The organism is Psychrobacter sp. 5A.1 (genome assembly GCF_030407455.1).
In the GTDB taxonomy this organism is placed as follows: Bacteria; Pseudomonadota; Gammaproteobacteria; order Pseudomonadales; family Moraxellaceae; genus Psychrobacter.
Genome location: NZ_JASDDJ010000037.1, coordinates 1 through 20,530, shown reverse-complemented (window position 1 = coordinate 20,530; position 20,530 = coordinate 1). Strand labels below are relative to the sequence as shown.

The 20,530-nt window shown below is 44.3% G+C and carries 14 protein-coding genes; 13 read left to right on the top strand and 1 reads right to left on the bottom strand.

The genetic code is table 11. The features are described 5' to 3' along the window. Positions 1-12 precede the first annotated feature (12 nt). On the bottom strand, positions 13-3,708 hold the full coding sequence (locus tag QL982_RS09315; RefSeq protein ID WP_290190284.1) for a contractile injection system protein, VgrG/Pvc8 family: 3,696 nt from the start codon (positions 3,706-3,708) through the stop codon (positions 13-15). 213 nt (positions 3,709-3,921) lie between these two features. On the opposite strand from QL982_RS09315, the gene QL982_RS09310 reads away from it, so the two are divergent. The 13 genes from QL982_RS09310 to QL982_RS09250 all read left to right on the top strand — a co-directional run. Continuing rightward, positions 3,922-4,356, top strand: coding sequence for a hypothetical protein (locus tag QL982_RS09310; protein ID WP_290164170.1), 435 nt, complete (start codon positions 3,922-3,924; stop codon positions 4,354-4,356). A 35-nt stretch (positions 4,357-4,391) separates the two neighbouring features. Then, entirely contained in the window at positions 4,392-5,180 is a 789-nt protein-coding gene (locus tag QL982_RS09305; protein WP_290164171.1) for a hypothetical protein, read from the top strand. 21 nt (positions 5,181-5,201) lie between these two features. Next, complete coding sequence (gene tssB / locus QL982_RS09300) at positions 5,202-5,714, top strand: type VI secretion system contractile sheath small subunit (RefSeq protein ID WP_290164172.1); 513 nt, start codon at positions 5,202-5,204, stop codon at positions 5,712-5,714. Between the two features lie 3 nt (positions 5,715-5,717). After that, on the top strand, positions 5,718-7,208 hold the full coding sequence (gene tssC, locus QL982_RS09295) for a type VI secretion system contractile sheath large subunit (RefSeq protein ID WP_290164173.1): 1,491 nt from the start codon (positions 5,718-5,720) through the stop codon (positions 7,206-7,208). 54 nt (positions 7,209-7,262) lie between these two features. Next, on the top strand, positions 7,263-7,766 hold the full coding sequence (locus tag QL982_RS09290; RefSeq protein ID WP_290164174.1) for a type VI secretion system tube protein Hcp: 504 nt from the start codon (positions 7,263-7,265) through the stop codon (positions 7,764-7,766). 101 nt (positions 7,767-7,867) lie between these two features. After that, on the top strand, positions 7,868-8,359 hold the full coding sequence (tssE, locus tag QL982_RS09285) for a type VI secretion system baseplate subunit TssE (RefSeq protein WP_290164175.1): 492 nt from the start codon (positions 7,868-7,870) through the stop codon (positions 8,357-8,359). Between the two features lie 54 nt (positions 8,360-8,413). After that, a complete protein-coding gene (gene tssF, locus QL982_RS09280) occupies positions 8,414-10,237 on the top strand; it encodes a type VI secretion system baseplate subunit TssF (RefSeq protein ID WP_290164176.1) in 1,824 nt (607 codons plus the stop codon). Continuing rightward, positions 10,201-11,241 (top strand): type VI secretion system baseplate subunit TssG, encoded by a 1,041-nt coding sequence (gene tssG, locus QL982_RS09275; protein WP_290164177.1) that lies wholly within the window; start codon positions 10,201-10,203, stop codon positions 11,239-11,241. The genes tssF and tssG overlap by 37 nt, the downstream gene beginning before the upstream one ends. A gap of 140 nt (positions 11,242-11,381) precedes the next feature. Beyond that, complete coding sequence (tssH, locus tag QL982_RS09270; protein WP_290164178.1) at positions 11,382-14,288, top strand: type VI secretion system ATPase TssH; 2,907 nt, start codon at positions 11,382-11,384, stop codon at positions 14,286-14,288. Continuing rightward, complete coding sequence (gene tssA, locus QL982_RS09265; RefSeq protein WP_290164179.1) at positions 14,288-15,433, top strand: type VI secretion system protein TssA; 1,146 nt, start codon at positions 14,288-14,290, stop codon at positions 15,431-15,433. Before tssH ends, tssA begins: the two co-directional genes overlap by 1 nt. Positions 15,434-15,606: 173 nt before the next feature. Further along, positions 15,607-18,366, top strand: a complete 2,760-nt coding sequence (locus tag QL982_RS09260; RefSeq protein ID WP_290164180.1) for a contractile injection system protein, VgrG/Pvc8 family — start codon at positions 15,607-15,609, stop codon at positions 18,364-18,366. 58 nt (positions 18,367-18,424) lie between these two features. Beyond that, on the top strand, positions 18,425-19,345 hold the full coding sequence (locus tag QL982_RS09255; RefSeq protein ID WP_290164181.1) for a hypothetical protein: 921 nt from the start codon (positions 18,425-18,427) through the stop codon (positions 19,343-19,345). Positions 19,346-19,363: 18 nt separating this feature from the next. After that, positions 19,364-20,530: toxin VasX (locus QL982_RS09250; RefSeq protein ID WP_290190283.1), on the top strand; the 1,167-nt coding region annotated here is incomplete at its 3' end.

Here is a 20,530-nt window from a genome sequence, read left to right as displayed (position 1 = left end):
ACAGTGTTTATCCTATTTGATACTGGCACTATTGAATATCCTAAAGTTTCCTGGTAGCCTTTTTTCTCTAACTGGTAGCCATTTTTTGTTAATAGAATCTTCTAAGGGATGTGTCCATTTTGCTTGACTAAATAGATTAGGACTTTGGGCGTAAGAAGTAAGAGAGGTTGGCGCATACACAGTACCGATATTGGGATGTTGAGATATATATTCTCCGATAGTTTTAGATATACCATTACCCGCATTGCATGATACAAGTACCAGAGTTTGGTCTTTGGTATACCCACGATCTTGAATGAATGTATAAAATCTCTCAATCTTTTTTTTCTTTTGAGCTTCAGTCCCTGTCTTAATATTTATATATTGGAGTTTAGATTGATCTTGATTTAACTTTAGCTGTTCTGCGGAAAGTTTTTTTGGGTTAGTACTAACCCAAAGAATACTATAATTTGCTCCATGAGCAAACACGTAGAAGTACTGACTAGGCAGATATCCACCCTTAGTTAAATTTTTAACCGTAATATGAAAGTGATCTTCTTGTGAGCCGAAGCCATCAATAAACTTATAACCACTCCCTATATTAGGTTTGAGCTTGAGTAATCTTTGAAAACTAATAAGACGTGTGCCATTGGGGACGACAGGTACAGAACCTAAAGAATAACCTTTTGCTATATAGGTATTGTAATCTGCTTTGAAGCTTGGGTCTCTAGCCTTAAGATTAGCTAAAACCTTTTGTTCTCCGTCCAAGTTTTGAACCGTTTTAATATACTTGTCTTCTGGAGCATCTTTTAATTTCTCCTCAACCAACACAGGTGGGACAGCCCCAATATCTTGACTATAAGTACGACCTATCTCAGGTAAAACTTCAAGCATTGCATCTAGTTGAAGCTTTTCCACTTTGCCAGCACCATCAGACTTCCCTAATATTACATCACCTGTCAACGCATCTATCAAACGATAACGGCGATTTCTCAGCACTTTACCTGTATCGTTGTCGACTAAATAATTATTAAGATCAGTAACAGAGTCGATAAACTTTAATGTTTTAGTTTGAGCCAAAGCCCCCGCCACCATCTCTTTCTTCACCGCTTTAATCTTAACCGTGCCTGGGCATACCAGCTTAATACCACTGTCATCGATCGTAATAGAAGCCCCAGCTGACGTTTGCAGCTTAATACGCTTCGGACTCGACACGTTGACCTGTCCCGACTCACTACCGATTGTCATTGACCGCTGACTGTGCAGCTGCAACTCACCGCCTTGTGATTGTATCGCCACAGGTTTGCTATTGGCACTGATATGTAGCCCTGACTGACCCGCTTGACCACCAACCCCAGAGAGCGAGTCAATCGTATTTGCCGTCAGCGCATAACTACCTGCCACCATATCTGATTGTGTGCTGCCAGACTGTCTCACGATCGTTTTCGCCGTCCACAGCGTATTGCTGCTTGATGCGAGGATACTATCTTTGCTCACCAGCAGCACATCTGCTGCGCCAAGCACTTCGGTGTTTAGCGTCTCATCAATAATTTGAGCTGTACTCTTAAATCCTTCTATCGACGCTCGGGCATTACTGAGTGCCTCGGTCGATTGCAGATGTGCGTGCTTAGCCTCCGCTAACGTCTCACTCAGCTCAGCGCCTAATTTAAGCTGCTGCTGTCCAGCATCATTGACCCACGCCGACTCATGCTCGGTTTGCGTGTGTCTGATATCAAAGGTAGAGAGTAGAACCCCCGTATCACCACTGATCTGTAGCCCATGATCGGTAGCGACATTAATGCCTTGACCACTATCACCTGATTGGTGATTGCTAAAGCGATGGCGTAATGTACCCAATGCGACGATATGCTCATCAGGGGCAAAGGTTGCACTAGAAGTGATGGTTGGCGTCTCGGCATTGGCGCGCGTGCCATTATTCACCGTCCACTGTAGACCGACCTTGTTTGGCGTGTCATCAAAGCTCATCGACACTTCAGACTCAGACGTCAGTCCGTATTGCGCAATACCAGAGACCCAGCCACTATGAGTATCATCCTCACTAATTTGCGAGTGACCCAAGCCACCGCCATGCCATCTGGGGGAGGCACCGCCTTGTAAGTTGTATCGATTAGATAACCCAGCGTCGCGGGTGGTGATGTCTTTTTCGTCCACATCACCCATACCGATACCGTCAAAGAGCGCACGGCTGATCACTGGGCTGTCAATATCGCCATACCAGTGGTTAAGGAGTACGGACTGGCCGATGCGCGGGGCGAACTGCCAGCCATGCGTCGCCCCTGATGACAACTGCAATGCACGCAGTGGTGGAGTCGTGCCATCATCATGAGGACTGATACCTGACCAGACGGGTGTAGTGATGGCTTGTTGTAAGTTGTCCGCAGTGATACTAGAGGCATAACTAGGAGAAGGCGAGCTACTCGTATCTCCCGTACGCGCTTGCGTCAGGCCGTGATAGGTACTACTGGAAAAAGACAACGCGCTGGGATAAGGACGATAAGGGATGGTAGCATCAAGTAGCGTAGCTGATACCCACACACCAGTATCACGAGCGATATCAAAACTATGATCGGGCATTGAGCGATAGACGGTGTTTGTGGCACGGCGTTGTATGAGCTGCGCTGTCTGCTGTAACCACTGTTTGATAAAGGCCTGATGATGATAAGACACGCTATCGCTGTCAGGTTCAATACCGATCAATGTCACTGCGATGCAGTGCGTCGATAAGTGGCCAATGGAGGGTAGGTTGTTGATGCTCACTGGGCTACCAACACTTAGACCACGCATGGCGCCAGTCGCTTGATAGGTCTCACGTTGACAGCGATTGGCCGCGATCCATTGCTCAGCAATCTTAGTCGCCGCATCATCGCTATACACACGTGATGGTGCGGCAATCAGCACCGTCATGTCCTCTGTCGCAAGTGCTGACTCATCAATGGCTTGACCTTCATAGATAGTATCAGCCGCCAAACCATCTGCCCGTACCCTGACACTATGGCTACCCAGCTGCTGCGTAGTCATTTGTAATGCATTCACGCTGTCTTGACCGGACTGTACGGAGGACTGGGCATAGCTATAGGTTAGAGGCAGTCGCTCATTTTCATCGAAACCACTGACCAACCACCACGTCCCCAAATCATCTACCGAATCCCCTGATACCCACAAAGTAGAGACACCAATATCAGCGAGCAAACCCATGACAAACTCATAATCACTGACATCCGACTGCGTGCGTATAGCTAAGGGCAGAGATAAGCGCTCTGAGGAGGCACTGTCCGATGACAAAAGAGACTCAGATGGTTGCCACTTTATATCATAGTCACCAAGGATAGCGGTCACGATATCGAGGGTAGATTGATTGATAAAACTGCGAGTATGTATCGACTGCGTCAATTGCCAATCAGGGCTCACGACATCCAGTGCATAAAAATGCATCGCGCCATCAGACTGCTGATAACTAACACTGCGTATGAGGCCAGTGCGACAAGTAGGCGTGCGATTAGAGGATAGCGTGGTCAAGCAGATAGGCGTACCGACCAATGATAAACAAGCGTCCGAGTCCAAAAAGTTGTAACTGAACACTAGTATGTCAATACTGTCGGTTTGGTTGATACCACTGACACCAGAAAATGCAATAGGATAAAAGGCGTCATCTGTTAGGATATCGGTATGAACGGTAATATTATGTAGACGACTGGTCTGAGAAGGCATAAGAGGGGTACCGTTACTGCTTATTTTATACCAAGAAAATGGCTCGAATTGGATTGTTTCTGAATTATTTATCAATAAAAGTATAGAGTTTATTGAAATATTGTCAAGTATATGTATAATCAATCCCACTTGGTTTTTGTACTTAATGGACTTTAGTTAGATTTTTACGTCAATATACTTCCTTTTTATACTATTAGTGATGATACCGCACTTATGAATCCTATTTATCGTACCAACCTAACAACGGTAGGTCTGCTATCTGCAATACTTAGCGTCTCTATGATGATGACTGGCTGTAACACGACTGGTAAAAAGAATAGTACAAGTGTCAAACCATTGAGTGAACCGTCACTTGTCTATTTGGATGACGGCAATACCCCTCAACGCGATTTTGACGGGTGGATGGCTATCGCTGAGACAGACTATGATGCAAAAAAGTATGCACGGGCACTAAGAGCAGCTAATAAAGCCCTCGCTATTGACAATCAAGCGGTTGCGGCACGTCAAATTGCCATGCTCTCATCCGTTAAAGTGATGGAAAGTAATATTAAGACCTATCATGACAGTGCATCGATGGATAGTGCTGACAAGGCAACGCTTAAAGCAACATTAACGAATATTAATACTTTAAGTGGTAGATCTCACTAAGACATCTGGTTCAATTAAAAAATTAGAGCAAAAAGATGTATTCATCTAATATCAATAATGGCGAGCACCGACTTACGATGACCAATATCCAAAGCAGTATTAAAGTTAGCTTTAAGCTACCGAAAGCACTCTTGGCGGGTTTGTTTATCATGGGCTCAGCGATGAGTGCCGCGCATAGTGAGCTTGTAATACAAGAAAAAGATCCAAGCGCTAGCGTCATCAATCAATTTGCCACGCTCAAAAATGCGACTGCCCAATCACCGCAGCTGCATGAACTAATCGCAACTTTAAACCAAAGGCTAGCAGCCAATCCCAATGATGCCTTGGCATGGGAGATTTTGGCGAAAATTTACGCCAACAATAACTATCATGATTACGCTGTGTATGCAGCCAATGAGGCCATTGAACTTGGCCAAAACACCGCACCGCTCAAAAAAATACTATTAGATAGCAGTACCATCGTCGTCCAAAGACAATTACAGTCAGGCTATTTGGATGGTGCAGATGAGTCCTTTATAAAAGAATATCAGCACGTTCTAAATAAGATAACGGGTGAGATCCACGGGCTTAGTCACGATGAATCTTTGCCAAAACCCCCAAAAATTGTAAGGCCAGTAAAAATTAAAGAACCAAAACAAACAAGAAAATCAGGCAGAAAAATAAAACAACAAAGAAAAAGAGATACTTCTGCTGCTTCAAATAAACCAATAGTGAGAAAGCCTACTCGCAGCGCCCCCGTAGTGAAGCCTATTACTAAGCCTAAACCCCCTAGAAGTAGCAATACTGGATCTAAGGATCCGTTTGATGTATTGCGTAAAAACTAAAAAATGCTGAGGTAATGAATTATGGCAAAGCAAGACAGTGTACAAAAGAAACTCGCAAAAGTACGCGCTCCTCGGGTACATCTTACTTATGACGTCGAAGTTGGTGATGCAATCGAAACAAAGGAAATCCCTTTCGTTGTCGGCGTGCTAGGAGAGTTTTCAGGAGATTCTAAACTTGAGCAACCTCGCTTTAAAGACAAAAAATTTGTCGAAGTGGATTTGGACACCTTTGACGAAGTAATGTCAGGTCTAGCACCACGTGCGGCATTCCGTGTCAGTAATAACTTGACTGACAAAGGTGGTGAGTTTGCAGTAGATTTGGCATTCAATAGTATCGATGATTTTCGTCCCGAAGCCGTGGCTGATCAGATTGAGCCGTTAAAACAACTGGTACAAGCACGAGATCGCTTAGCAGATTTGCGCAATAAGATATCAGCCAATGAAAAGCTTGAAGACTTATTGGACGATGTACTCAAAAACACTGAACAAGTCAAAAAAATGGCTGAACAAAATCAAACTGACGGTGAGGATTAAGCGATGAGTGCCCAAGCCCAGCAGAATATAGCAATAGATCCATTAAATAGCGAAAGCTATGACTTGCTTGAAGAGATTGTCAATAAAAGTAACGTCGCCAAGTCGGATGACGAAAAAAATCGTGCGAAATCACAAATTGCAGAGCTGGCTAATGAAGTCATGCAAGGCACAGTGACGTTATCAGATAACTTAGCTGCATCGATTGATGCTCGTATTGCACAAATTGACGCACTCATATCTAAGCAATTGACGAGCGTCATGCATGCGCCTGAGTTTCAAAAGCTAGAGTCTAGCTGGCGCGGTTTGCACTATTTATGTAGTCAAACCCCCTCAGAGTCTATGCTAAAAATCCGCATGATGAACACCACTAAGCGTGAGCTTACCAAAGATTTCCAATCTTCAATAGATTTTGATCAAAGCACATTGTTCAAAAAAATCTATGAAGAAGAGTTTGGTAGCTTCGGTGGCGAACCTTATGCTGCCATCGTTGGCGATTTTGAATTTACTCGCCAAAACTCAGATATGTATCTGCTTGAGCAATTGTCTCATGTCGCTGCTGCAGCACATGCGCCTTTTGTATCAGCCGCATCCGCTGAAATGTTTGGTCTTGATTCGTTTACTGATATCGGGCGTCCTCGAGATTTATCGAAGATATTTGAAACCGCTGAGTACATACGTTGGCGTGCATTTAGACAGTCAGAAGATGCCCGTTATGTGGCGCTTACTGCCCCTAGGTTCTTAGGCCGCCTGCCTTATGATCCTAAAGATGGAACCGTGGTCGAAGGCTTTAACTTCACCGAAGAAGTCTCTGGCAATGACCATAGTGATTATTTATGGGTAAATGCTGCTTATGCTTTTGCTTCACGTTTGACGGCAGCTTTCTCTGATTATCGTTGGTGTGCTGCTATTCGCGGTGTTGAAGGCGGCGGTTTGGTTGAGGGTTTACCTGTCCATACCTTCAAGACAGATGAAGGCGACTTGGCACTAAAATGCCCCACTGAGATATCTATCACCGATCGCCGTGAAAAAGAATTAAGTGACTTAGGTTTTATTCCGTTGGTTCATTGCAAAAATACCAATTATGCAGCTTTTTTTGGTGCGCAATCTGTGCAAAAAGCCAAAACTTATCAAAACGACGATGCCAATGCCAACGCAATGCTATCCACTCAGCTGCAATATATCATGGCAGTATCACGTATCGCTCATTATCTAAAAGCAATGATGCGCGATAAAGTGGGCAGTTTTTTAGCGCCTGGTAATGTTGAGTCGTTCTTGAATGACTGGATTTCTCGTTATGTCTTGCTAGATGACGGAGCCTCACAAGAAGCAAAAGCCCAGTATCCACTGCGCGAAGCTTCTGTACAAGTTGTAGAAGTACCAGGTAAGCCTGGTGTCTACAAGTCCGTGGTCTTTTTGAGACCACACTTTCAACTTGACGAATTGTCTGTTTCTTTGCGTCTGGTTACGCAACTGCCGCAGTCTAGCAACAGCTAATCGTTTATTAAAAACTAACGTTAAATGTAAATTTTTCAAAACAAGGTATGTGACATGAAAGATATTTATATTCAGTTCCGTGGTAAATATAAAATTGATGGCGAGTCTCGTGATAGCGAGCATAAAGGTTGGCTAGAAGTAAACACTTGGGATCACTTGATCCGTCAGCCAAAATCAGCGACAGCAAGTAGCGTTGGTGGTCACACTTCTGAGCGTTGTGAGCATGCTGACATGACGTTTATGAAAGACTTGGATTCTACCAGTCCTAAGCTATGGGAAGCATGTTCTGCTGGCTATACTTTTGATGAGATTCAAATTGATTTTTATCGTGCTAACGGCGATAAGCGTGTTAAATACCTTGAAGTAAAGCTTAAGCATGCGCTTATCGCAAGTGTTGAGCCTACGGTACGTTCAGAAGGTGTACCAACCGAAAAAGTCGGTATCAAGTATGCTGCAGTTGAGTGGACTTATACCCAGCAAGACATCGATGGTACCGCTAAAGGCGCAGTCACTAAGAAGTGGTCGCTAGCCAATAACACTGCTACTTATACCGCTTAAATTAGGTAGTATCAGGTGTTATGCATTCATCACGTTAATAAAGAAAGGTTTATATTTAGGCCTTTCTTTTTTTATTTTTTCAAATAGAGACAATCGCATCAATGAATTATGCTTCTAAAGCCTCTAACAAAGAAATTGGGTTTCGCCCAAACTTGTTCGAACAGCTGTTTGATGACCAGCCTCGTCATTCGACACATGAGCTCGTGGTTCGTCGTCTCAATATTGATGAATTAAAATCCTCGGTCGCACAAGATTTGGAAGCTTTATTGAATACGCGCTGTGTGGTGTCAAGTCAGCTGCAAGCCTATCAACATGTGCGCTCATCGATATTGAACTTTGGTATATTGGATTTTGTGGGGCTAAGCAGTGCCAACCCTGCTGACTGCGATTATATCTGTCGACAAATCGCCCAAACCGTTGAGCAACAAGATACCCGACTAAAAAACGTGCGAGTATCGCTAGACATTGGCGCCGTCGATGTTAATCAGCTGTGTTTTTCTATTGAAGCGTTACTGAAAGTGTATCCAGCACAAGAGCTGGTGAGTTTTGATGCGTTTTTTGAGCCAAGCTCTCAACGCTACTTAATAAAATAACCCATATAAATGCTTAACTGACACAGTTAGCGGCGACAATCATATTGAGGTGTCATGGACAGTCTACTTCCTTATTTTGAGCATGAGCTTAGCCTGTTTAATAAACAGTCAAAAGAATTTGCCAAAAAATATCCAAAAATAGCCAATCGGTTGTTGATGGGACACGATACCGTAGATGACCCACATATTGAACGGCTGATACAAGCCTTCTCGTTGATTAGTGCTCGTATTAATAAAAAACTGGATGATTCGTATTCTGATTTTACGGAGTCTTTATTAGAGGTCGTTTATCCCGATTATCTCAAGCCTTTTCCTTCTGTCTCAATCGCGCAGTTTAATCTAGGCGTGCAGGGCAATGCGATGAGTGAGGCGGTCTTAGCCCCTAAAAAAAGCCCGTTTACTACCCAAAAAATCAATGGTACCCCTTGCCAGTTTCAGTCAACCCAAGACGTGACGTTGCTACCGCTACAGATTGATAGTGTGAGCTTTGAGACGCGCCAAGAAGTATACGACAATCAGCATGGTCTGCTGAATGGTTGTATCAGTATCAAATTTAAAACGCTGAGCCCAAGCTTTGACTATCAAGCACTATTAAATCACTCGTTAGATTTGTATATAGACGAGGATGCCAGTCAGGGCACCAGTCTCTGGGATTTATTATGGTGTGATGTTAAGCAAACTCATCTGCATGGTAAGCAGGTCAACAAGGTCGCAGGTAGCCCTTTTGAGGTGATAGGTTTTGACCCTGAACAGCAAATCCTCCCCAGTCATCGGGTGAGTAATGCCGCCTCTGCTTTATTGAAAGAATACTTTTATTTTCCTGAAAAGTTCAATTTTTTGCGCCTAAATCTTGGCCGTGTTTGTCCCAGTTTAAAAATTGATAGCACGGGTTTTGAGATTCGCTGTTACTTTAAGTTTGATAAAAAAAACACCATCCATTTAAAAAACTTGCAGCAACTGAGTGCCAGCAGTATTAAGCTGTTTTGTACGCCTGTCGTTAACTTATTCAAGAGCGCTGCCAAGCCCATTCAAGTGACCCATCGTTCTATCTATTATGATTTGGTGCCTGATACCCGTGCGCTCTTTCAGCATGAAATCTATGAGGTCAATAAAGTCATAGAGTCCAAACAAAGCGACAATCGTTTGATACAGCGTGAATACCATCCGTTTTATGCGCTCAATCATTATGAGCAGCAGGATGAAGGTCGTTATTATCATATTAAACGTGATAAAGACATGGCTGAATTTAAGCAGGGTTTTGAATATCAGATTATGTTTGTAGAAAAAAACCGTGAAGACTTATCTGGTGCGGTGAGCATGAGTGCCTCTTTGTTGTGTACCAATAGAGATTTGCCAGCCCAAGTAGTGTTCGGTCAAAGTCGCGGTGATCTGTTCAGTGAAGGAGGTGTGGGTTTTAGCAGTTTGTCATTGCTAAAGCAGCCTACCAGAACGGCACGGTTTGAATACACGGGTGAAGAGCGCTGGCGACTGATATCCTTAATTAGCCTAAACTTTTTATCATTGGCGGCCCAAGATGCGGAGCTGATGAAAGAGTATCTGTCGCTGTATGACATTACGCAGTCCGCTTCTAATAAGCTGCTGGTTGAAGGTATTGTTTCTGTCAGTACCAGTATTGCGGCTAGGCGTATTCATCGCTTGCCGCAACCTGGATTTGTGCGCGGTACCGTCATTGATATTCAGATTAACCAAAAGAATTTTGCTGGAGTGAGTATCCGCCAGTTCGCCCATTTATTGGCTCATGTTTTTGGCTATCACGCCAGCTTAAATAGCTTTGTTGAGGTTGCCATTAGTGATGCCGTTACGAAAGAGGAGATATACAGATGTCAGCCACGCAGCGGTCTCAGTCCTCTTATCTAACGGATTTAATGGCGGCGCCGCACTCTTATGAGCTATTGCAAGCGCTGCGTTTGGTTCAGCATGAAGTTAGCATGGGGTATGCACCGATTGAAGTGCGTTACCGTGCCTCGTTGTCATTGGCGTATCCGCAAGCTGAAATTGAGTCGATGTCGCTCGTCGCTCAAGACAATATGGAAGACAATGACAGTTCAGTAAAGGATGGTCAAATAGAGGTCAGTTCGTTAAAGGCCAGGCAGATAGAATTTTGCCCAGCAGTTATCGGACTCACAGGCCCATTGTCAGCCTTGCCAGCGATGTATACTGACCATCTGGCGTCGCGAGTCAATCATGTAAAAGACAAAGCGGCACCAGCATTTTTGGATTTGTTTAACCATCGCTTGACGGATCTGTATGTCCAGTCGAGCTGGTTTTATAATTTGCCATTACAGTATGAATTAAACCATAAAACAGACAGCTATCTGCTGAGCTTACGGTCACTGGCGCGCCAGCCCAAAAAGTTGACATCAATAGATAGCTTGATTGCCTATGCTGGCATGATTTCTCCAGGGCGTCTGACGGCTGATCAGTTGGCACAGGTACTGTCGCATTTTTTGGATAGCACGGTCAGTGTCCAGCAGTTCGTACCGGAGTGGTTTGATCTGCCTGCCAGTGAGCAAACGGCCCTAGGTGGTCAGCATGCAGCTCTCGGACTATCAACGTTTTGCGGCGCAAGGGTTGTACAGTTCGATAGCAAAATTAGAATTGTATTTCATCAGTTGGATGCCAAGCGCTATTTAAGACTGTTACCAGCTGGCGATATGTATCAAGTGATTATTGATTTTATTCGTAAATGGTGCGGTGTTTGCTTGGCAGTCGAGATGCAACTGGAGTTAGACAAGCAATATATCACCCCTTTGTCGTTGTCTGAAAGTGGTTTTGGCGGCTTGGGGCAAGGTGGTTTCTTGGTATCGCAGCCCGCCACTCATCATTATGATGACACTCGCTACGCGTTGCCTATTCAGTAAATGTTTTATGGTTAATAGATAGATAAGTTGCTTGCTCATTTAGATGACTATCGAGTGAATTGAAGACACGCCCTAAGAGCCATACACCAGTTTTATAAAAATAATGTTAAGTCTAATCAGAATGCCAAAGGAAAAGGTTTATGAGCCAGTTAAAAGCTGTAATTACCCGCTTGAGTCCGAGTTGCCGACAGTGTTTGCAGCAGGCAGCTAGGCTTTGTATCAATAATGGTCATCGCGAAGTTGATACTGTTCATTTGCTACATGAATTGATAGCGACGCCGCACAATGATGTGGCTCAAATACTGAAATTCAATAAGATTAATCAGCAGTCATTATTAGCAGACATCACAGACTTGCTACATACTTTTGGTCAGGCAACAGGCTCAACGCCTGTGTTTAGCCAAGGGTTGATGGCGTTGTTAGAAGATGCGTGGGAGCTAGCGAGTAGCCAGCATAATCAAAGCGCTGATAATAACAGTCCACTAGAAATCCGCTCTGGGCACATATTACTGGTGTTATTGGCGTATGAGCGTTATCAGTCATTATTAAAAACTCTCCCTGAGCAGCTGCAGTATATTGATCGTTTTACCCTAAAAGATGATTATGAGCGTCAGTGTCTCGGCAGCACCGAGGGTAGTAGCTCGATCAATCATAAAGGCATCAATAAAGATGCTGAGGGTAGTGTAGATGATAGTACGGACAGTCAGGCATCTTTAGACGCTAAGCAAACTGAAGCTAAGCCAACCCCTGCGTTGGATAAATATACTTACGATTTGACCGCAAAGGCCAGTGCCGATCAAATAGATCCAGTGATAGGCCGTGAGTTTGAGATTCATCAGCTGATTGATATTTTGATTCGTCGTCGTCAAAACAATCCTATTTTGACAGGTGAGGCAGGCGTTGGTAAAACAGCTGTGGTAGAGGGATTGGCGCAAAAAATAGTCGCCGGTCAAGTACCTGATCAGCTCAAAGACGTGACGATACGTAGTCTCGATATGGGGCTATTGCAAGCTGGGGCGAGTGTCAAAGGTGAGTTCGAAAACCGTCTAAAGCAAGTCATCGAAGAAGTACAAGCGTCGGTACAGCCGATTATCTTGTTCATTGATGAAGCACATACTTTGATTGGCGCTGGCGGGCAGGCAGGTCAAAACGATGCGGCGAACTTACTTAAGCCTGCGCTGGCTCGTGGTGAGCTGAGAACCATTGCTGCGACGACGTGGTCAGAGTATAAGAAATACTTTGAAAAAGACGCTGCATTGTCACGTCGCTTTCAGGTAGTCAAAGTTGATGAGCCTGATATCGATACGGCAGTGGCGATGATTCGTGGTTTGAGTGCCAAGATGCAGTCGCATTTTGGGATTTTGATAGATGACGATGCGCTACAAGCAGCCGTTGAGCTATCAGCACGTTATATCAGCGATAGACAGCTGCCTGACAAGGCCGTCAGCGTATTAGATACAGCGGCTGCAAGGGTGAGCTTATCGAAGACAGCCATGCCCAATCAGCTGGATAGATTACAAGCCAAAGGTGTGCAATTAGAGCAGCATATCAATAATCTCAGTCAGCAGCTTGAGCGTATCGGCGGTGTGGACGAAAAAGAAAAAGTCAGTCAAAAAATTGCCGTGCTTGATGAGCAGCGTCAAACCAATCAGCAAAGCATCGCTGACATGACCAGTCGCTGGCATGAACAGCGCGAGCTTAATGATCAGCTTGATGCACTCAATCAGCAGTTGAATGGTAAGGCTGATGGCGCTGATACGCTCAGTGCAAAAGAGCGCTTAGACAAACAATCTGAATACCAAAGTATTGAGCAGTCGCTAAAACAAATACAAGAGACACATCGTCTGATTCATCCTGTATTAGACAGACAAGTTATTAAGCAAATTATCTCAGATTGGACTGGTATTCCACTCAACGATATGGCGGGGAATGAGAAAGACCATATCTTGAATTTGGCTGATACCTTACAGACGCGCGTCATTGGCCAAGACCATTCTGTGGCTGCTATCGTGAAGCAGATTCATACTGCAAAAGCACGGTTAGATGACCCCAATCGCCCGCAAGGGGTGTTTATGCTCGTCGGGCCAAGTGGTGTGGGCAAGACAGAAACCGCATTGGCGCTATCAGAGGTATTGTATGGTGGTGAGCGTAATCTGATTACCATCAATCTATCAGAGTATCAGGAAGCGCATAGTGTTGCCTCCTTAAAAGGCTCGCCTCCAGGTTATGTTGGCTATGGTGAGGGTGGCGTATTGACGGAGGCTATCCGTCGTCGTCCCTATAGTGTGCTGTTGCTTGACGAAGTAGAAAAAGCCCATCCAGACGTGTTGGATTTGTTTTATCAGGTCTTTGACAAAGGGGTGATGGAAGACAGCGAAGGGCGTTTAATTGATTTCAAAAACACGCTTATTTTATTGACCAGTAACGTTGGTTCATCGCAGATTATGCAAGCGTGTATCAATACCGATCCAGCCGTTACTGATTTTAGTTTGCCAGACAGTGATAGCCTAAAGCAGGTGATCAATCCGCATTTATACAAAGCCTTCAAGCCTGCCTTTTTGGGTCGTCTAACGGTCATTCCTTATTATCCGTTAACGGATGACGCGCTGGCAGAAATCATTCGCCTAAAGCTGGAAAAAATCACGGGTCGCATCCGTGATAATTACGATGTCCCTTGTGTCATTGACCCTGAGGTCATTGAGCTCATTTTATCGCGCTGTCATGAGGTCGATTCTGGCGCACGTAATGCCGATGCCATCATCAGCCATACCTTGTTACCGCAGCTGGCAGGTCAGCTACTGGCTCATGATGACAGTCAGAGTGTGCTAAAGAGAATTACTGTATTCGTCGATGCGGAGGATAATTTTGCGTATCGTCTGGATACCGATGCGGTTGTGCCACTGAATCAAATGGCGCAATACAGTGAAAGTGAAGATAAAGTTGAAAAATCGCCAAGCAAACCTGTGTCAGCCAAGAAGCCTGCTGCTAAAAAGCCATCAGTGAAAAAAACAGCACGTAAAAAACCCGTTAAGGAGGAGTCATTATAATGGGTATTAATAACGCTTCATTGACGAATATTGACACACTGATCGCTCCTATCGATGGCAGTCATCATGGTGTCGGCGAAGACTTAATTTTTGATCTACGTATCGATGCCATCGTTGCGGCTCGTCAAGAGGACGATCCACTGCTGGCACAAGGCAACTGGGTCACGGAATTAAAAATCGCTGATTGGGATTTTGTCAAAAATCAATGTGCAGAGTTGCTGAGCCATACCAGTAAAGACATGAAATTGGCGCTTTGGTACGTGGATGCTTTGAGTCATACGGATCATCTGGCAGGTATCAGCCATGGGCTAAGCATATTGCAAGCATTCAATGACGAGTATTGGCTCACCATGTATCCACCATTAGATGGTGAAGAAGACAGTATGGATATCAGGGCAGGGCTACTGTCATGGTTCGTCAAGGCACTCACTGATGACCTTAAGCAATTGTCACTTTCTGATACGAAGGTGGGTAATTATAACTATAACTATTATCTCACTGCGCGTGATCATGACAAGCAGCGTCAACAAAACCCAGATAATGAAGCCAGTAATCAGTTAACGCTGAGTGATTACAACCAAGCCATAAAAAGCAGTAGTGAATCATGGCAACAAGCATTGACGATGAATCTTAGTACCGTTACCGAGCAGTGGCAGGCTCTGTCTGATCAGCTAAATAATTTGATGGGTATCGATGCGCCTGTCTTCGCACCAGTGACGGAGCTGTTGGCTGGACTAAAGCAACACCTGCATTCATTGATACCAGAGCAAACCAATCATGCGGATATGATGGTCGCAGAGAGTGCCACCGATATGATGGATGATGAGAACATAACGTCGGAAGGTAATGAACAAGCAGCAGACTCAAAAAATGCCATGCTTACTAGCTTCAATCCGAACAACCGTGATCATCAAAGCAATCGCCGGCAAGCACTCAAGTTATTGGGTCAAATTCAAGACTACTTTGCGACCAATGAGCCGCACAGTCCTGTGACATTTCTACTCGGACGGGCGATTAATTGGGCTGATATGCCGCTAGATCAATGGCTCACACATATCATCAAAAATGAAGACCAGCTTGCTAATCTTTCAGACATGATTGGGATTCAGCCAAAACGTGAATCATCTGATGATGGCTATAATTAAATAGTTGGATTGGGTTTGAATAGCTGATTGGATGGTTGGTTTGCCGACAATCTGTGTGCCATTTTTAATTTTGTAATATGAATACAGTCTATCCACCATGATATCGATATCGTAGTAGTTTGATAGTGGGTGAGCTGTATTTATATCTTTGGACTGATAGAGAAGGGCTTGTCATGGTATGGACTCAAACAAAGCGGCATCTGCAAATTAGTAGTGCCCATCCTGATGTTGCTACTAGCCTTATTCAGCAAGCTGACTTGGTGGAGAGCTTGCTTGGCATGCCACTGCCTGATAGCGTGTGGAGTAAACCCGCGCTGATGCCAACGCCCAATGCTTATCCAAGCCCTTATCATCAAGATCAACGAGCGCAGTCCTATCAGCAGCGTCAGCTGGCCCTCTATTGCGGCTATCGTATTAGCATTACGCTACTGCATCCGCAAGCAGGACTGGCTACCAAAGATTGGATAGGGCAGAGTTTAGCGATTCACTGGCATACAGGCGACGCGCTACTGCCAAGCCAAATCCGTCATGGTATCATCACCGAAGTCGTCGCTTTGGGTAGCAACAGTGGTATGGCCGCCTATCGTATCATCTGCGAACCCGCTTTGAATCAATTACGCCTATCTAGTCATAATCGCCGTCATCATCATCTCAGTCTAAGTGAGCTGATCACCGATATTATTAGCCCATATGATATGAATGTTGAGATGGACGAGCGTCTCAGTGATGACAGCAACTATCATATTCAGCACAGCGTGCAATACAACCAAACAGATCTCGCTTACTTAACGCAGTATCTTACCCTTTACGGTATTACAGGCTATTACCGTCACGAAGCCGACAGTCACACGCTGGTGTTACTACCTCATGATGGCGAAGCATTGCGACCAGACACAAACGATATCCAAAGCATTCTCAGTCAAAACCCTGCCAACCTCGCTGATAGACAAGACCGTATCACCGCCGTTCGTCCGCAAGTTGCCCAGCACACTCAGCAGAGCGACCTATATCGTTACGACAACCGCTTGATTGGCACGTATACTGGTAATAGCACCAGTGAACAACCTATTGACTCGGACAGCCCCAATGTTCACAGTCGCTTTTTGCACAGCCATAGTCACCTAAATGACGACGGACTCAGCAAGCTTGCCACCCGCTACCAGCAGCACGCACAGCAGCTTGCCAATCTTGGCAGCCTAACCGGTAATATCCGTCACCTGAATTTGCCAAGTGCCCATTATATTGATGGCAACCCTTATTTGACCGATCCACTCAGTCTCGTCTCCATACATCAGCACATTAACAATCATATTCCAGCAGACTGGTTGGGTGCAGTTGCCTTTGATCCTATTACCTTGCAGCCCAATGCGAACCATGCCAGTCATGACAATGATGACGACAGTGATAATAATAACAACGTCCATTATGTTAATGCCTGCTACCTACCGTTTCCACATCATCACCATATTCCCTTTGGTCAGCAACTGAGCGAGCTTGGGCAACCACATCCGAGTCTCACAGGTCTTATGAGTGCCAGCATCATAGACACAGACAGCAGTGCCATTACCCATGACCGTAACCACCGTGCCCATATTAGATATCACTGGCAATCTGATGACGATAATGGCAGCGATAATCATAGCGACAATAATCATGATGATGCCCACTGGATACCCGTTGCCAGTCACCTCGTCGCCGACCATATGGGACAGACCCATCCGTTGCGTCATGGACAGCATGTACTCATCGACTTCATCGGTGGTGACTTAACCCATCCCATCATCATCGGTAGCACCCATAACGGACAAGGCAATTCTGATGCTCAGCACAATAGCATCGTCAGTGACTCAGATACCCTTGACGCCACCAGTCCAGCTTGGTTCATCAACCAAAGCCATGCTTACCCCATAGACGGTATCAAAACCCAAAGTATCGACAGCAGTCGCACAGGCGATGCCACCAAAGACAGCATCACTAATGGCTACAACCAGCTCATGTTTGACGCCCATCCTGAGAGTCCACAGATCAACGTCTATAGCAGCAGCTATCAGTCCAGCCTAACCATTGGTCATCTGTATCAGCACACCGACCATACCCGTGGTCAAGCACGTGGACAAGGCATCAGTATCGAGACCCAAGCGGCTGCCAATATCCAAGGCAGCACCGGCATTCATATCAGTAGCAGCCAGTCAGACCCCTCATCAAACCCTCACATGAGCCATGACAGTCATGGCAAACTACAAACTGCTGACCAACATCAAGTAGCCTATCAAAGCCTAGCAGAAACCCATCAACCTGTCGGCATAGATGGCAGCAGTCAAAGCAATAACAAAGGAGGAGAGCAGCAAACCGCATTCGGTCAATTTAGCAAAGACACCAATGACAGCGCACTAGATAATGCCGGACAATGGCAACAAGCCAATTTGCTGATTGACTCTCAACGTCACCTTGCCATGCTCACAGGACAACACAGCCAACATACCAGTACTGAAAGCACACATAGCCACGCCATCGATAGCACCCATCATCATAGTCAAACACAGATGAATCAGCTGGTGGCAGGTGATATCCATTACTACGCAAACAAAGCCCAAACCCATACGGCTGCTCATGGTGATGTGACCATACAAGCGCATCAAAGTGAGATGCGACTCGACAGTGAGCAAGTACTACGCATCCATAGCCGAGACAGTATTGAGATCATCGCGCCTGATACGCTAACGCTAAAATCAGCGGGCAGTGGTATTGAGATATCAGGTGGCAATGTGACGTTTATCACACCTGCTCAAGTGGGCTATAAGGCAAGTAAGGTGGATCGGGGCAGTGGGGGTGGTGAGGCTAAAAACCTAATGATGAAGCAGATGCAGTTTGAAGCTTGTGAGAAACTGTCAGAGCAGGCTGAGGACAATCATGCTGCTAGTACCGACTTATAATAAAAATGACTTTCACTCAAATCAATCTCACACGCAGATATAAAAGCATGACAGCATAATGAATATCCAACCAGAAAAACCATTGAGCGTAAGCTTACAGACGCAAACGCTTGACGCTAGAGTGCTCAGTACCTTTGATATCATGATTGTTCATCATAGCCAGACAGAGCTGATCGACGAGATAAACTCTGCTTTCCCCGATGCTGTACATTCATTACAGCAAGAGTTGCTTAGCTACCATATGATCGATAGTCCAGTCATGATCACGCTAAGCTCAGACATCAGTAATATCCTAGAGGCGCATTTGCAGCAGTGTGAGCTGATATCTCGTCATCACGGCATACTCACATTACTGGATTATACTGCTCCTAATATAAGGGCACATAAAACAAGAATCAGTGCAAAAGAGTATTTGCCAGATGATCCTGAATGGCAGCAGCCAATAGTTAATGCAGCTGATGTAGAAACCTCCAAACCAGATGCTAAGCAAATTTCTCGTGTACTAGGACTGAACCAAATCATCCAAAAAGGCAGTCAAAAAAAGCATTTTCGCTACTTAGACGCGCAAGTGCTGATCCACCTGTTACCGTTACAATATCACCATTATATCGCCAATCGCTATGACTATCCAAAGCGGCTGTGGTTGGCATTAGGTAGTGACTGGCACAGTGTGGATAATATTCATCGTTACATCGCTGACTCTAAAAGTTATATCCAACATCAGTCAAGCTACTGTCCAATCACTCAAAGCCAGCTAGACAATATCAGTATGCTTAATCGCTTCTTTGCTAAAAAAGGGATTGAGGGTAGTGAACTGATACTCAATCACTACGGTGTATTGCTGAGCTGGTTATACAAAGCAAATACTCAACTGACTGCTGCCACGCATTTGACCAATCCTGTAGACCGTATGACGATGATGAACAGATGGCTGTATGAGTGCTATGAACAATTTGGTTTAGCAGAAATAGATAATTAAAAGATAAGGAACAAGGTCATGGCAAAGAGATGTGAGCAGTGCTTGGCAGAAGGGATTGCAATACTGCCTACGCGTTTAGGCTGTAGTATTGATATTAATGAGTCGAGTGTAGCTGACTTATCTTATCCTCAACGGCTATTGCGTGATGGCTATGTTTATATTTTAGATGACCATAATGAATGGTATGGATTTATTGTCACTCAAGGTCGTTATTTAAAACAATTTAATGTCAATGATTTAGGAAAGACACCTGATATTCCTGTTATTGATTATGCTTGTAACAAAGGCGATAACTGTACTGCATTATCAAGCTTTATCCGTATTCCTAATCCAGATAAGGATATTGAAATGTTATGGATAGCTTATAGCCCTGTTAAATGGACAAAGGCAGTATTAGATAGGCATGAAAGTGATAGTGCTAAAACTAACAATATGATTGAAATTAGATTATCTAAAGATTCAGATGAGACTCAAAAGGCAGGACAATATAAGCTTTGGAATTACTCTGAATCTAAAAAGACAAGATCAGGTTTTTATGGCCCACTGCCACTGGAGCATGGTGACTTGGGGGGACGCCAAGATGAAGTAAGATATATCAACCCTCTTACTCGAAAGCACTATCAACCGTACAAAGGCTCTGAAGCAGATGAATTGCTTGATACACTCGTTAAGTATCAAAACAAAGGTATCAAAACGACGGGTAAAAAAAATATCGTTATTAATGTCAATTTTCATGACTCTGTTAGTAAATTAATTGATTTGAATGAGTTTATGATCCAGCACGAGGATAGCCTTGAGCAAAAATATTTTGGAAATAATAAGCATAAATTAGAAGTTGCAAATATCATTAATGGATTAGAACACTCGGTCAAATCAAGTGTTAAAGAAAGCATACTTTTAGATGATAATGAAAAAAGAATAAAGAACCTACGTGATAAAGAGTTAGTATATTTCAGTCCACGTGAAAACTTTGGTAAATACGACTACAAATATGATAATGATTTAGAACTTACTGCAAATCTGAGTATTCCTATCAGTGAAGCCAAGCTACTAGAAGTAAAGGCTAAACAAAAGGCAGACAAAGTTTGGAGAGAAGATTACGAGAAGCTATATAAAAAGCAAGAAATGAATACTTTCTTGAATAGTGAATCTATCTTAAAAATAGAAAGAAATTTTAAGAGAATA